The organism is Roseivivax marinus (genome assembly GCF_900109705.1).
In the GTDB taxonomy this organism is placed as follows: domain Bacteria; phylum Pseudomonadota; class Alphaproteobacteria; order Rhodobacterales; family Rhodobacteraceae; genus Roseivivax; species Roseivivax marinus.
On sequence record NZ_FOAI01000005.1, the window covers coordinates 168,547 to 182,241 of the forward strand.

The 13,695-nt window shown below is 67.8% G+C and carries 14 protein-coding genes; 8 read left to right on the plus strand and 6 right to left on the minus strand.

The annotated features are described in order from the left end of the window. Positions 1-28 precede the first annotated feature (28 nt). Together BMX29_RS08320 and BMX29_RS19585 are read left to right on the plus strand one after the other, a co-directional pair. Complete coding sequence (locus BMX29_RS08320; protein ID WP_092811857.1) at positions 29-781, plus strand: RlmE family RNA methyltransferase; 753 nt, start codon at positions 29-31, stop codon at positions 779-781. Continuing rightward, a complete protein-coding gene (locus BMX29_RS19585; protein WP_244889191.1) occupies positions 778-1,431 on the plus strand; it encodes a hypothetical protein in 654 nt (217 codons plus the stop codon). Before BMX29_RS08320 ends, BMX29_RS19585 begins: the two co-directional genes overlap by 4 nt. Here the strand turns inward: BMX29_RS19585 and betI are convergent. Then, on the minus strand, positions 1,419-2,006 hold the full coding sequence (betI, locus tag BMX29_RS08330; protein WP_092811859.1) for a choline-binding transcriptional repressor BetI: 588 nt from the start codon (positions 2,004-2,006) through the stop codon (positions 1,419-1,421). The two genes, BMX29_RS19585 and betI, sit on opposite strands and share 13 nt — an antisense overlap. A 154-nt stretch (positions 2,007-2,160) precedes the next feature. Here betI and choW point away from each other — a divergent pair, with 154 nt between their 5' ends. From choW to BMX29_RS08345, 3 genes are all read left to right on the plus strand, one after another. Then, complete coding sequence (gene choW / locus BMX29_RS08335) at positions 2,161-2,997, plus strand: choline ABC transporter permease subunit (protein ID WP_043841913.1); 837 nt, start codon at positions 2,161-2,163, stop codon at positions 2,995-2,997. Next, the gene (choV, locus tag BMX29_RS08340; RefSeq protein WP_092811861.1) at positions 2,994-4,034 is read left to right on the plus strand and encodes a choline ABC transporter ATP-binding protein; all 1,041 of its coding nucleotides are present in this window, start codon (positions 2,994-2,996) and stop codon (positions 4,032-4,034) included. The genes choW and choV overlap by 4 nt, the downstream gene beginning before the upstream one ends. 69 nt (positions 4,035-4,103) lie before the next feature. Further along, entirely contained in the window at positions 4,104-4,976 is an 873-nt protein-coding gene (locus BMX29_RS08345; RefSeq protein ID WP_092811863.1) for a glycosyltransferase family 2 protein, read from the plus strand. Between the two features lie 12 nt (positions 4,977-4,988). Here the strand turns inward: BMX29_RS08345 and BMX29_RS08350 are convergent, their stop codons facing one another. From BMX29_RS08350 to BMX29_RS08360, 3 genes are all read right to left on the minus strand, one after another. Further along, positions 4,989-5,507 (minus strand): hypothetical protein, encoded by a 519-nt coding sequence (locus BMX29_RS08350; protein ID WP_092811865.1) that lies wholly within the window; start codon positions 5,505-5,507, stop codon positions 4,989-4,991. Positions 5,508-5,682: 175 nt separating this feature from the next. After that, positions 5,683-7,059, minus strand: a complete 1,377-nt coding sequence (locus tag BMX29_RS08355) for a M20/M25/M40 family metallo-hydrolase (protein WP_092811997.1) — start codon at positions 7,057-7,059, stop codon at positions 5,683-5,685. 81 nt (positions 7,060-7,140) lie between these two features. Further along, positions 7,141-7,470, minus strand: coding sequence for a hypothetical protein (locus BMX29_RS08360; protein ID WP_092811867.1), 330 nt, complete (start codon positions 7,468-7,470; stop codon positions 7,141-7,143). Between the two features lie 392 nt (positions 7,471-7,862). Here BMX29_RS08360 and hemA point away from each other — a divergent pair, with 392 nt between their 5' ends. From hemA to ispG, 3 genes are all read left to right on the plus strand, one after another. Next, positions 7,863-9,086: a 5-aminolevulinate synthase gene (gene hemA, locus BMX29_RS08365; RefSeq protein ID WP_092811869.1), complete on the plus strand. Its 1,224-nt coding sequence runs from the start codon at positions 7,863-7,865 to the stop codon at positions 9,084-9,086. Positions 9,087-9,225: 139 nt separating this feature from the next. After that, positions 9,226-10,926: a helix-turn-helix domain-containing protein gene (locus BMX29_RS08370; RefSeq protein ID WP_092811871.1), complete on the plus strand. Its 1,701-nt coding sequence runs from the start codon at positions 9,226-9,228 to the stop codon at positions 10,924-10,926. Positions 10,927-11,030: 104 nt separating this feature from the next. Continuing rightward, entirely contained in the window at positions 11,031-12,164 is a 1,134-nt protein-coding gene (gene ispG / locus BMX29_RS08375; protein ID WP_092811873.1) for a flavodoxin-dependent (E)-4-hydroxy-3-methylbut-2-enyl-diphosphate synthase, read from the plus strand. 160 nt (positions 12,165-12,324) lie between these two features. Here ispG and BMX29_RS08380 read toward each other — a convergent pair whose 3' ends face one another. Together BMX29_RS08380 and BMX29_RS08385 are read right to left on the minus strand one after the other, a co-directional pair. Beyond that, the gene (locus BMX29_RS08380; RefSeq protein ID WP_051487319.1) at positions 12,325-12,870 is read right to left on the minus strand and encodes a hypothetical protein; all 546 of its coding nucleotides are present in this window, start codon (positions 12,868-12,870) and stop codon (positions 12,325-12,327) included. After that, on the minus strand, positions 12,867-13,628 hold the full coding sequence (locus tag BMX29_RS08385) for a DsbA family protein (protein ID WP_092811875.1): 762 nt from the start codon (positions 13,626-13,628) through the stop codon (positions 12,867-12,869). The genes BMX29_RS08380 and BMX29_RS08385 overlap by 4 nt, the downstream gene beginning before the upstream one ends. Positions 13,629-13,695: the final 67 nt, after the last annotated feature.

The window sequence follows — 13,695 nt, forward strand, 5'->3', positions numbered from 1 at the left end:
TCTGCAAACGGGCGATGGAGGTGCCGCGATGGCGAAGAAGCCGGGCGGGGGCAAAACCTCGGGGCGCGGACAGCGCGACCTCAAGGTCAAGGTCAAGACGGCGCGGGGGCGGCGGCTGTCCTCGACACGCTGGTTGCAGCGCCAGCTCAACGACCCCTACGTCAAGCGCGCGCAGACGGAGGGGTACCGCGGGCGTGCGGCGTTCAAGATCCTCGAACTCGACGACAAGTACCGCTTCCTCGTGCCCGGTGCACGGGTGGTGGACCTCGGCTGTGCCCCGGGCGGATGGTGCCAGGTCGCCGTCAAGCGGACCAACGCGCTCGGCGAGAAGTCGGGCAAGCTCGAGGGCCGCGTCCTCGGCGTCGACCTGCAGGAGGTGGAGCCGATCGCCGGCGCCGAGATCCACCAGCTCGACTTCCTCGCCGACGAGGCCGACGCGCAGGTCAAGGAATGGCTGGGCGGCAAGGCCGACGTGGTGATGTCGGACATGGCGGCCTCGTCCTCGGGGCACAAGCAGACCGACCACCTTCGGATCGTCGCGCTGTGCGAAGCGGCGGCGGAGTTCGCCTTCGACGTGCTGGAGGACGGCGGCACCTTCGTCGCCAAGGTTCTGGCCGGCGGGGCCGAGGGGTCGCTCCAGACCCTGCTCAAGCAGCGCTTCGACACGGTCGCCAACGTGAAGCCGCCGGCCTCGCGCGCCGATTCGTCGGAGAAGTTCGTGGTGGCGACCGGCTTCAGGGGGCGCGCCGCGAACGATCCGGACGCGGAGGAGGAGGCGTGAACGACGCCAAGCCGCGCGCCACGAAGGCCTGCGCGACGGCGGGCGTGAGCGGCTTGGCGCGTGGCCTTTCGGGCTGCCGCATGGCCTGCGTGGCAAGCGCGAAGAGCTTCGCGCGGCGCAGGGCGGTCTGGTCGGACGTGTCCATGTCGGGGCCTTCGGTGGCTGGTGGAACCCGCGCAGGCTGGCAGTGCATTCCGGCCATCTCGGTTCGGTCCCGCGGCGCGCTTGCGGCAATCCTGTGCGCGTCCCTGGCCGCTTGTGGCGCCAGGGAGGAAGCACCGGCCGCTGCGACCGATCTGCGCGACGCATCGGCACCCGTCGGCGCGCAGGTTGACGTCACCGCCGCGCGCCTCGCCGGAGAGTGGCAGGTGGTGCAGGGACGGGGTGTGCCGCCGGGCGCGCGCGTGAGCTTCTCGCCCGACAGCCTGACCGTGGCAGGGCAGTCCTATCCGCTGACCGAAGAGGCGCCGGGCCGATTCCGCGCCGGTGGGCGGGCGCTCTGGGTGCACTGGCTCGACGCCGATGCGCGCACGGCGGCAATGGGCGATCCGGACGGCGCGTGGGTCTTCGTGATCGACCGCACCGGCGCACCGGGCGAGCGTCTCGACGCCGCGCTCTCGATCCTCGACTGGTACGGTTACGCGCTCTGAGCGGCCTCGGCGGCCGCGCGCTCGGTCGCCAGCGCGGCGCGCACCTCTTCCGCGGCAGGGGCCGCGTCCACTGCATCGCGGGTCAGGGCGAAGCGCAGGTAGATCCCATCGATCAGCGCCGCCATCCGCCGCGCCGCGCACGGCGCCTCGTTCCCCAGAAGCGGCCGCAGATCGTGCACGAGGTTCGAGTGCAAGCGCCGGTGATAGAGCGCCAGCAGCCGTGCCGCCTCGTCCGAGGTCTGGGCCAGCACGTAAAAGTTCAGCCACGCTGCCACCGCGCCGTCGCGGAAGTGGCTTTCGGCAAAGCTCGCGCCGATGATCGCCTCGAGTCGTTCGGCCGGGGTGTCGGCGCCAGCCAACGCCGCGCGCACCTCGTCGCCGTAGTCGCGCAGGATCGCGCGCATGGCGGCGAGGAACAGCGCCTCCTTGTCGCCGAAGTAGTGGAAGGCGAGGCCCGGCGACACGCCCGCCCGCTTGGCGATCTTGCCCACCGTCACGCTCAGGGTGCCGGTCTCTCCGATCTCGCGGATGGTGGCGGCGATCAGGTCGCGCCGGCGCTGCACTTCTTTTCCCATGTCCTTGCGAACCTTGGTAACTTCCGGGTTGCTTGTCGCAGCCTATTCGATGTTTAATTGACTGGTCAATCAATAATGACCGGATCTGGGTCGCCCCCGCCGGGGTGCGGCCTTCCGGCGTGATATAGCATCGGAAAGGGGGACGCATCCCGTGCTGGACGTGCTGACAGAGTACAAGATTCCCGTGGGCGAGGTGGCCGAAACCATCTTCGACGGCATCCGCACCTATGGCGGCTGGGCGCTCGACCTGCTCGCCGCCGCGATGGAGTGGCTGATCGACAGCGTGCTGTGGCTGATGGAGACGCCGCACCCGTTCATCGTCATCGCCGTCTTCGTGGCCATCGCCTACGCGCTGCAGCGCAGCTGGAAGGTCGCGCTGTTCACCGCGCTCGGCTTCCTGTTCATCATCAACCAGGACTACTGGGAAGAGACGCTGGAGAGCCTGACGCTCGTCCTGTCGGCCTGCGTCGTGTGCATGGGCATCGGCGTGCCGATCGGCATCGCCGCGGCGCACCGGCCCAAGCTCTACACCGCGATCCGGCCGGTCCTCGACCTGATGCAGACGCTGCCGACCTTCGTCTACCTGATCCCGGCGATCGTGTTCTTCGGCATCGGCATGGTGCCGGGTCTGATCGCCACGGTGATCTTCGTCGTGCCCGCGCCAATCCGCCTGACCTATCTCGGCGTGTCCTCCACCCCGCAGCCGCTGCTCGAGGCCGCGCGCGCCTTTGGCGCAACCGGCCGGCAGGTGTTGTGGAAGGTCGAACTCCCGAGCGCGTTCCCCCAGATCATGGCCGGGCTCAACCAGACCATCATGCTGTCGCTGTCGATGGTGGTGATCGCGGCGCTCGTCGGTGCCGATGGCCTCGGCGTGCCGGTCGTTCGTGCTCTGAACCAGGTGAACACCGCGCTCGGCTTCGAGAGCGGGATCGTCATCGTGGTCGTCGCCATCATGCTGGATCGCATCCTGAACGTGGGAGCCAAGAAATGAGCACCGCCGTCAAGATCGACAACGTTTCCATCGTCTTCGGAGATGAACCGAAATCCGCGCTGCCGCTCATGGATCGCGGCGAGGACCGGCCCGCCGTGCAGGAGAAGACCGGCCAGGTCCTGGGCGTCCACAATTGCTCGATCGACGTGGAAGAGGGCGAGATCCTCGTTCTCATGGGCCTCTCGGGGTCGGGCAAGTCGACGCTTCTGCGCGCGGTCAACGGGCTGAACCCGGTGGTGCGCGGCAAGGTCGAGGTGAACACCGGCTCCGAGATGATGGATGTCACCCACGCCTCGGACGAAGACCTGCGCTGGGTGCGCCTGAATCGCGTGGCCATGGTATTCCAGCAGTTCGGTCTGCTGCCGTGGCGCACCGTGCGCGAGAATGTCGGGCTGGGGCTCGAACTCGGCGGCATGGCCAAGGCCGAGCGCACCGAGCGCGTGGACCGCCAGCTGGGTCTCGTGGGGCTCGACGGCTGGGGCGACCGCAAGGTCGGAGAGCTTTCGGGCGGGATGCAGCAGCGCGTGGGTCTCGCGCGCGCGTTCGCCACCGATGCGCCCATCCTGCTCATGGACGAGCCGTTCTCGGCGCTGGATCCGTTGATCCGCACCAAACTTCAGGACGAGCTTCTCGAACTCCAGCGCGAGATGAAGAAGACCATCATCTTCGTGAGCCATGACCTCGACGAGGCGTTCAAGATCGGCAACCGCATCGCCATCATGGAGGGCGGCCGAATTGTCCAGTGCGGACGTCCATCCGAGATTTATTCATCTCCATCAGACGATTACGTGGCAGAGTTCGTAGCGCACATGAACCCGCTCGGCGTGCTGACCGCGCGCGACGTGATGGGCGCGGCGGAGGGTCCGGCGCCCGAGGGCCGGGTGCCCGCCGACATGCCGGTCTCGGAGGTGATGTCGCGCCTTGGTGGCGGGGCGTCGGACCTTGGCGTCGAGGACCGCGGTGGCACCCTGATCGGGCGCATCACCGCGGGGGGGCTGGTACGTCGGCTCGCCGATCCGCAGGCGGCGCGCGAATAGGGATTCTCGTCGCGCGCCCATCGGGTTAGGGTCCCTGCGAAACCTAAACGGGCAGGGACCTGAAACACGATGCAGACCGTGGCCGCCGCCGTCACCATGGTGCGCGACGATCCCTTCTTCCTGGCAGCGTGGCTGCGCCATTACGGCGCGGCCTTCGGACTTGAGAACTGCTACGTCATCAATCACGGGCGGGGCGACGACGTCGCCCGCATGGCCGAAGGGGCGAACGTCGTCGGCATCCCGGGCGACGCGCACCGCAACTTCGACGGCAAGCGCTGGCGGCTGCTGAACGGCCTCGTGGACGGGCTTTCGGGCTACTACGACTTCGTTGTAGTGGGCGATGTTGACGAGTTGGTGGTCGTCGATCCCGAGACCGGGCTCGGCCTTCTGGACTACCTCGCCGGGCTGAAGCGGCGGACGGTCTACACGCCGCTCGGCCTCGAAGTGGTGCACCGGACCGACCGCGAGCCCGAACCGATCGACAACACGATCCTCGGCCCGCGTCGGCACGTGCGCCTTGCGCCGCACTACTCGAAACCCTGCGTTCTGGGGCTCGGGGCCAAGATCGCGCGGGGCGGGCACTTCACCACGCATCCGCAACTGAACACGCCCGATGCGCTCTACCTTCTTCACCTGAAGTTCTGCGACTTCGCCAACTACGCCGCGACGATGGACCGTCGGAATGCCACCTCCGAGGCGACGGGGGCCGCGGTGCAGGACGTGCAGATCGGGCGGCACTGGTTCGCAGAGGCCCGTGGCGAGGACCGCGCGGTCTTCGAGGCCTTCAAAGACATGGAGATGCGCGAGGGCTTCCGCCTCAACTGGGTGCGGCGCAAGATGCACGAGACGTGGGTGCCGCGTGAGCATGGCCTTTGGCAGTTCGCGCGGCCCGACTACGCGCTGCAATATGTGTTGCCGGAGCGGTTCGTGGGGCTGGTCTGACGTCCGGAGCCGTCAGCGCGACGAGACGAAGGCGACGTTATCGAAGTCGACGCCCACGGTCGCGCTGGCGGTCTGCAACAGCGCGGAGGCGTGGGGATCGAGCAGGCCGAGTCCGACTTCCATGACCGAGGGCGGCGTGTAGGCCAGCGTCAGAGCCGCCGCGGCGCCGGTGAGAATTGCGCCGGAATTGCCGCGCCGGCCGCGACCGCGCAGAAGGACGCGGCCGAGATGCACGAGAATCGCCAGCGCCGACAGCACCAGCATCGCCGCGAGGCCGGCCATCACCAGCGTCTGGCTTTGCGCCGACAGGCTGCCTTGTCCGAGGCTGTCCTGCAGGTACTCGCGGTTTCGCGCCACGGAGGCGGCGACGTAGACCCAGCCGAAGCCGAGAAGGCTTCCGACGACCGGGCTGGGCCTGGCTTTCGTTCCGGCGCCAGCCGGACGGTGTCCGTGGCGCGCGAAATCGGGATCGAGCCGGCGGACCCGGTCCTCGAAGTCTGTCTGAGTCTGTTTTCGGATCGTGTACCGCATTCGTTAAGTATTCCTTAGCGATTGTGGCACAATCTGGGAGACATGCGGGCCGGTCTCGGGCGTCTCCTGAAAAGTGTATCGCCTGCGATCCATCGGCATGTCGCGCGGCTCGTCGCGCGACCGGGGCGTGACGCCCCGCGTGCCATGCCGGCGCGGGGCGTCACTGCCGGAGCCGTCAGGACCAGTCGAAGGCGTCGAGGATGCGCGCCCAGCTGCGCGCCCCGCGGTGAAAGCTCTCGAGGTCGTATTTCTCGTTCGGCGAATGCAGCGCATCGTCGTCCTTGGCGAAGCCGATCAGCATGGCGTCGGTCCCGAGGATCTTCTTGAAGTGTCCCGCGACCGGGATCGATCCGCCCGAGCCCACGTAGGCGGCAGGCTCCGGCCACTCCTCGGACAGGGCCGTGCGCGCCTGCTCGAACGCGGGATGCGAGGTCGCCATGACCGAGGCTTGCGAATTGCCGTGGCCGTGGAACTCTGCGGTGCAGTCGGGCGGCAGCTGTTCCTGCACCCAGGCGCGGAAGCTTTCGCGGATGGCGTGCGGATCCTGGTCGCCGACAAGGCGGAAGCTGACCTTGGCGTGGGCCTCGGCCGGCAACACGGTCTTGAAGCCCGCACCGGTATAGCCGCCCCAGATGCCGTTGATTTCGCCCGTGGGCCGCGACCAGATCATCTCGAGAGCGGTGCGGTCGCGCTCGCCCGCGGGCTCGGACAGGCCGACATCTCCCAGGAAAGCCGAGTGATCGAAGCCGAGCGCGTCCCATTGCGCCTTCATCTCGGGGTCGAGCTCGGGCACGCCGTCGTAGAAGCCGGGCACCGTGACGCGGCCCTGATCGTCATGCAGGTTGCCCAGAATTTTCGTCAGCACCCGGATCGGGTTGCGCGACGGGCCGCCGTACATCCCCGAATGCAGGTCCTTCGACGGGCCCTTTACGGTGATCTGTTCGCCCAGAAGGCCCCGCAGCATGGTGACGATCGCGGGCGCGCGACTGTCGAACAGGCCCGTGTCGCAGATCAGGGCCACGTCGGCGCGCAGTTCCTCGGCCTTCTCCTCAAGGAAGGGCACCAGCGAAGGCGAGCCGGATTCCTCCTCGCCCTCGAAGAAGAAGGTGATGCGGCAGGGCATTCGCCCGGTCTCGGCATGGTAGGCGCGGCAGGCCTCCACGAAGGTCATCAGCTGGCCCTTGTCATCCGAGGCGCCGCGTGCGCGGATCACCTTGCCTTTTTCGGTGTCCTGCAGCTCGGGGTCGAACGGCCCGCGGTCCCAGAGCTCCAGCGGGTCGACCGGCTGCACGTCGTAGTGTCCGTAGAACAAGACATGCGGGCCGTCGCCGTCGACGTGACCCACCACCATCGGGTGGCCCGGCGTCTCGCGCAGGCCGGCGTCGACGCCCATGCTCTTCAGGTCGGCGACGAGCCACTCGGCGGCCTTGCGGCAATCCGGGGCATAGGCCGGATCGGTGGAGATCGACGGGATGCGCAGCAGCTCGAACAACCGCTCGGTCGCGGCGGGCAGATCGGCGTCGAGGCGGGCGAGGACGGCATCGATCGACAAGGGCATCTCCTTTTCGGGGCAAAGGGGGAAGTCGGGCGCGACGGTATCAGCGCGGCCCCCGGTGTCCAGCCCGAGCCCCGCTCAGTGGCTGACGATCGCCAGCCCGGCGAGAACCATGAGCCCGCCCATTGCCTGCCGCATCGAGAAGCCTTCGCCGATCCAGATCGCGTAGGCCAGAACCAGGACGGTCTCGACCCCGATGATGGTTACGTAAAGCACCGATAGGGGAGTCGTCCGCATCAGGACAATTTCGCCCACGACGACCGCGACGAGACCCACCGCCAGGACCGCGGCGCCGGGACCCGCAACATGGTCGGAAACCAGCTTCATTCCGATGGTGGCGACCGCGTAGCCCACAGCCACGGTCAGCGTCAGCAGGACGGCCTGGGCGGGGGAGAGCGCAATCTGCATGGCACGGGATGTCTCGAAGGTCGCCGGGACGGCGAGGGAAAAGGGCAGGGATCTTGGAAATGCGTAAAGTAATGGTCTTCCAGGATCATTCCGCGGATCGCGACTCCGGCAAAGTCCGGAAAACCCGCCTTCCCGGAATATGTCAGCGGTGCCGGCGAAACGCGGGGTTGGCGTTCCGGCGCAAAGCATGGTTATATTCACATGTTTTGAGGCGTCCGAGTTTCCGATCGGCGTCACGCCAAGCATGACCTAGGTCAAAGTTGCGACTAATGGTCATGGGGTAGGCGGTTGTTTGGATAGGCCGTGCTCTATATGCAGTCAGGACGCGGAAAATGGCCCCTCGGGGCTTGCGCGGGCCACGCGGCCGCGTGACGACAAGAAGGAGAAGTGGCGTGGACTACAGCGCGCAACTGGATCAGGCGATCGACCGACTTCACGAAGAAGGCCGCTATCGAACCTTCATCGACATCGAGCGGCGCCGCGGTCAGTTCCCCCACGCCACCTGGACCAAACCTGACGGAACCGAGATGCCGATCACCGTGTGGTGCGGCAACGATTACCTCGGCATGGGCCAGCACCCGGCCGTCCTCGCCGCCATGCACGAGGCGGTGGACGCCACCGGCGCAGGCTCGGGGGGGACGCGCAACATCTCCGGCACCACGGTTTACCACAAGCGGCTCGAGGCCGAGCTGGCCGATCTGCACCGTAAGGAAGCGGCGCTGGTCTTCACCTCGGCCTACATCGCCAACGACGCCACGCTGTCGACGCTCCCCAAGCTCTTTCCCGGGCTCATCATCTATTCCGACGCGCTGAACCACGCATCGATGATCGAGGGCGTGCGCCGAAACGGAGGTGCCAAGCGGATCTTCCGGCACAACGACGTGGCCCACCTGCGCGAGCTGCTCGAGGCCGACGATCCCGACGCGCCGAAGCTGATCGCGTTTGAATCGATCTACTCGATGGACGGCGATTTCGGCCCGATCGAGGCGATCTGCGACCTCGCCGACGAGTTCGGTGCGCTGACCTACATCGACGAGGTGCACGCCGTCGGCATGTACGGCCCCCGCGGCGCGGGCGTGGCCGAGCGCGACCGCCTGATGCACCGGCTCGACATCATCAACGGGACGCTCGCCAAGGCCTACGGAGTGATGGGCGGCTACATCGCCGCGTCCGAGAAAATGTGTGACGCAGTACGCTCCTACGCGCCGGGGTTCATCTTCACCACGTCGCTGCCGCCGGCCGTGGCGGCCGGCGCCGCGGCCTCGGTCGCGCACCTCAAGCGAGATCAGGAACTGCGCGACAAGCATCAGGAGCGGGCAAAGATTCTGAAGACCCGTCTCAAGGGAATGGGCCTGCCGCTCATCGATCACGGCAGCCACATCGTGCCGGTGATCGTCGGCGATCCGGTTCATACCAAGGCGTTGTCGGACATGCTTCTGGACGGCTATGGCATCTACGTGCAGCCGATCAACTTCCCCACGGTGCCACGCGGCACCGAGCGCCTGCGCTTCACGCCGTCGCCGGTCCACGGGCCCGACGAGATGGATCGGCTGGTTCATGGGATGGATGAACTGTGGTCCCATTGTGCGCTGAATCGTGCCGAACTCAGCGCTTGATCGCGCAAAGTGGTGCCCACACGGATTTTCCTGTGCTAACGTGATGTCAATAAGAGCGTGACTCGACTCGGGGAATGGAGTTCGAAGTCGCGCCTGGGACAGGCACGGGACACAGCACGGTGAGATCGGGGCAGCCGCTATGAGAGTGCGGAACACTCGGCCGCAGCATCAGGACGAGGTCGGCGAGACCCCGCGGGGTTTCGACGACTTCGCATTGCGTCTTGGCGACGTGATGCGCGGCGAACGCGCGACGATGGGGAAGTCGCTTCTCGACGTGCAGCGCGAATTGAGGATCAAGGCGAACTACATCGCCGCAATCGAGAATTGCGATCCGTCGGCATTCGACACGCCCGGATTCATCGCCGGGTACGTACGATCCTATGCCCGCTATCTGGGCATGGACCCCGACCAGACCTTCCAGGCATTTTGCACCGAGAGCGGCTTTTCTGTCGCGCACGGCATGTCCGAGGAAGCGTCCGTGGTCCGCCGTCCGCGCGAACCGAAGGCGGCGACCGCCCCGAACGGTGGCGCGCGCGATCCGTTCAAGCAGCCGACGCTTCCTTTTGCGCCCGCAAATGACAGCATCCTCGGCCGGATCGAACCCGGCGCCGTGGGCTCCATGTTCGTGCTGATCGCGCTGATCGGCGGCATCGGCTTCGGCGGCTGGACCGTTCTGCAGGAGGTGCAGCGCGTGCAGGTCACGCCCGTGGACCAGACGCCCGTGGTTCTGTCCGATCTCGATCCCGTCGCCGCCGCGCGCCCCACGACGTCCGAGCCCGGCTCGGACGAGGACGTGGCCTCGGCCGGCGTCTTCAGCCCGCCGTCGAACGAGGCGCTGGACCGGCTCTATCGGCCGCAGGCGCTGGACGTGCCGGTTCTCGTGGCGCGTGACGCCCCGATCTCGACGCTCGATCCCAGCCGGGTCGGCGCCTTCGCCGGACGGGGCGCGGCGCGCCTGCCGAACGTGCAGACCGCCAACGCCGCGGCCTCGGCGATCGAACAGACGCTGTCCGAGGTGCTGGGCACCGGCGAGGATCCCCGCGGCCCCGTCACCGGCCCGCGCGACGGCGTGACCATGATCGCCGTGCGCCCGGCCTGGGTGCGCGTGACCGACGGTTCGGGCGCGACCGTGTTCGAGCGTATCCTCAACGCGGGCGACACCTACGCGCCGCCCGCAGAGATCGAGAACCCGACGCTCCGCGTGGGCGAATCGAGCGCGGTCTATCTTGCCGCCGCCGGAGCGACCTACGGACCCGTCGGCCCGCGCGGTGCCGTGACCTCTGACGTGGCGCTGACGCCCGACGCGGTGACCGAGCGGTTCGAGCCGGCGACGCCCGGCGCGGACTCCGACCTCGCCCGGGTCATGGCCGACCTGAACCTCGATCGCGCGCGGCAGCCGCAGCCGCAGCAGGTGGTCGATGCCGACGATCCCGATCAGCCGCGGGGCCCCGCCGTGCAGGTGCTCGAGGACAGTGCGCCCGGCGTGACCATCCTCGCCACCGCCGAGACCTGGGTGCTGGTCCGCAACGCCAATGGCGGCCGTCTCTACGAGCAGGTGATGCAGGCCGGCGACAGCTACACCGTCCCGCCCACGGCCGAGCCGCCGACGATCCGGACCGGCAACGCCGGCGCGGTGTTCTTCGCGGTCGGCGGGCGCACTTACGGCCCCTATGGCGGTACCGGCTCCATCGCCGACAACCTCGCCCTCTCGGCGCAGCGCGTGACGGGCGAGATGTCCCCTGCGGATCCCGGGTCGAACGACGCGCTGGCCCGTGTCGTGGCCGAGCTGAACCTTCAGTCGGAAACGCCCGGCGGCAGCGACCAGCCCGCGCAGGAGTGAGCGCCGCCGCGGTTGAAGCGGCGCGCCCCCTCGTCTAGCTAGAGCCTCAAGGAACCGGCCGGGCGCGCCTGCGCGTGCCGGCCCACCGCTCGACGGAGGGCCCTATGAGCCTCAACCACGTCCGCCCCTGGAAGAACATCTATCGCCGCACGTCGCGCCAGATCATGGTCGGCAACGTGCCCGTGGGGGGCGATGCGCCGATTTCGGTGCAGACCATGACGAACACCGCCACCACCGACGTCGCCGCCACCGTCGACCAGGTTCAGCGCGCGGCCGAGGCCGGCGCGGACATCGTGCGCGTGTCGGTCCCCGACGAGGCATCTTCGAAGGCGTTGAAGGAGATCGTGCGCGAGAGCCCGGTCCCGATCGTCGCGGACATCCACTTCCATTACCGGCGCGGGATCGAGGCGGCCGAGGCCGGTGCCGCCTGCCTTCGGATCAACCCGGGCAACATCGGGTCCGAGGACCGCGTGCGCGAGGTCATCGCGGCGGCGCGCGACCACGGCTGCTCCATGCGGATCGGGGTCAACGCCGGCTCGCTCGAGCGGCATTTGCTGGAGAAGTACGGCGAGCCGTGCCCCGAGGCGATGGTCGAGTCGGGGCTCGAGCACATCCGCATTCTTCAGGACAACGATTTCCACGAGTTCAAGATCTCGGTGAAGGCGTCCGACGTGTTCCTGTCGGCTGCGGCCTACCAGGGGATCGCGGACGCCACCGACGCGCCGATCCACCTCGGCATCACCGAGGCGGGCGGCCTAACCTCCGGGACGATCAAATCGGCCATCGGTCTCGGCAACCTCTTGTGGATGGGCATCGGGGACACGCTGCGCGTCTCGCTCTCGGCGGATCCGGTCGAGGAAGTGAAGGTCGGTTACGAGATCCTCAAGTCGCTCGGCCTGCGCCACCGCGGCGTGAACATCATCTCGTGCCCGTCCTGCGCGCGGCAGGGTTTCGACGTGATTGGGACGGTCGAAAAGCTGGAAGAGCGGCTGGAGCACATCAAGACGCCGATGTCGCTGTCGATCATCGGTTGCGTGGTGAACGGACCGGGCGAGGCGCTGATGACCGACGTGGGCTTCACCGGCGGAGGCGCGGGTCGCGGCATGGTCTACCTTGCGGGCAAGAAGTCGCATTCGATGTCGAACGACGAGATGATTGACCACATCGTCGAGCAGGTCGAAAAGCGGGCCGAGCAGATCGAGGCCGAGGAAAAGGTGGCGGGCGAAGCTGCGGAGTGATCCGTCGGGCTGGGTGGCCGGAGGCCGATGCAGGGGGCGCGCCTCTCTTCGCCATCGAACGTCCGTAAACCCAAGTCCCCGGCCGTTTGCCGAGGCAGACGCATTTTTCGCAGAGGCATTGCCCGGAAGGTGAAAGGCCGCCTGGACGGGCGGCCTTCACTCACTCGTTCAAGTAGCTTTCCAACACCATCGACGGCATATGTCCCCGGATCAGCTTGGAGCGGGTGACATAGGCCGGCATCATGTCGAAGGTCAGCCGTTCCAGCATGGCGCGGGCTTCGGCGTCGTCTGACACGTCGATCAGGTTGGCGCGCACGCCCATCTTCCCGGCCAGCGCGTCCAAATCAGCGCGCGCGGCGGCGCAGGTGTCGCAGTCCGCTTCGACGAACAGCACGATCTCGGGTACTGCGTCCTCCCGTCCCAGCGCGGGCCAGTCGGTCGAGAACAGCGATTCCGACTCGGCGGCGATGCGGTCCAGGTCGTTCGCGGCCTCCTCGGCGTAAAGCCCCTGGGCGATCTCGTTCAGCAGGGCCGGGGCGGGACCGACCGCCGGCGCCACGAGGTCCGGCTCGATGCGGAACAGCTCGCGCAGTTCCTCGCCCATGGCGGCCCGCGCCTCGAGCGTGTCGGGCACGGGACCATCTGCCGCGGCGGCTGCGGCAGGGGTCAGTCCGAGGATGCTCGCCGCCAGTGCGGCGCGGATCATCCGGCCTCGCGTTCGTCGGCGACGATCTGGCGCATCTGGTCGAGGGTCACGTAGCCGCGCACCAGTTCGTCGCCCATGACGAAGGTGGGCGTGCCATTGATCTGCAGCGTCTGCGCCAGCGCACGGACCTCGGCGATCTCCTCGTCGATGTCGGGGCTGTTCATCTCGGTCATGATCGCGTCCGCGTTGAGCCCGAGGGTGTTCGCCATGCGCGTCAGCACCGGCTCGGTCGGATCGCCGCTCAGGGTCATGAGCGCGTCGTGCACCGACTTGTAGGCTTCGTCACCCGCGACGCGGCGCGTGGCGATGGCGAAGCGCGAGGCCAGCGTCGAGGCCTCGCCGAGGATCGGGAACTCCTTCAGGACGAACCGGATGTTGCCGTCGCTCTCGACCAGCTCCTCGACCTCTTCCTTGGCCCGGCGGCAATAGCCGCAGCGGTAGTCCATGAACTCGACCACGGTGATGTCGCCGTCGGGGTTGCCGCCGACCCAGGAATAGCCGTCCTCGAAGATCGCTTCGGCGTTGTTCGCCACGAGATCGTTGTCGGCCTCGGCCTGCTGCGCCATCTGGCGCTGCTCGAGCGCATCGACGGCCTCGAGGATGACCTCGGGGTTCTCCATCAGGTAGGCGCGCACCTCCGAGCGGAAGGCCTCGCGCTCGGCATCGCTCATGTCGGTGATGTCGAAGGCGAGGGCCTGCTGGGCCACGAGCGAGAGCCCGAGGGCCGCGCCGGCCAGGGCGGAGGTGCGTCGGATCATGGAAAACTCCTTGGGTCGGTCTGGTCCGCATGGTGCGGGCGCAAGGACAGATCGGCCCACGGGGGCC

Coding starts and splice junctions, on each gene's coding strand:
- BMX29_RS08370 (WP_092811871.1), top strand. CDS start 9,226: ATGAGAGTGCGGAACACTCGGCCGCAGCATCAGGACGAGGTCGGCGAG.
- ispG (WP_092811873.1), top strand. CDS start 11,031: ATGAGCCTCAACCACGTCCGCCCCTGGAAGAACATCTATCGCCGCACG.
- choV (WP_092811861.1), top strand. CDS start 2,994: ATGAGCACCGCCGTCAAGATCGACAACGTTTCCATCGTCTTCGGAGAT.
- BMX29_RS08350 (WP_092811865.1), bottom strand. CDS start 5,507: ATGCGGTACACGATCCGAAAACAGACTCAGACAGACTTCGAGGACCGG.
- BMX29_RS08385 (WP_092811875.1), bottom strand. CDS start 13,628: ATGATCCGACGCACCTCCGCCCTGGCCGGCGCGGCCCTCGGGCTCTCG.
- BMX29_RS08320 (WP_092811857.1), top strand. CDS start 29: ATGGCGAAGAAGCCGGGCGGGGGCAAAACCTCGGGGCGCGGACAGCGC.
- BMX29_RS08360 (WP_092811867.1), bottom strand. CDS start 7,470: ATGCAGATTGCGCTCTCCCCCGCCCAGGCCGTCCTGCTGACGCTGACC.
- BMX29_RS08380 (WP_051487319.1), bottom strand. CDS start 12,870: ATGATCCGCGCCGCACTGGCGGCGAGCATCCTCGGACTGACCCCTGCC.
- BMX29_RS08345 (WP_092811863.1), top strand. CDS start 4,104: ATGCAGACCGTGGCCGCCGCCGTCACCATGGTGCGCGACGATCCCTTC.
- betI (WP_092811859.1), bottom strand. CDS start 2,006: ATGGGAAAAGAAGTGCAGCGCCGGCGCGACCTGATCGCCGCCACCATC.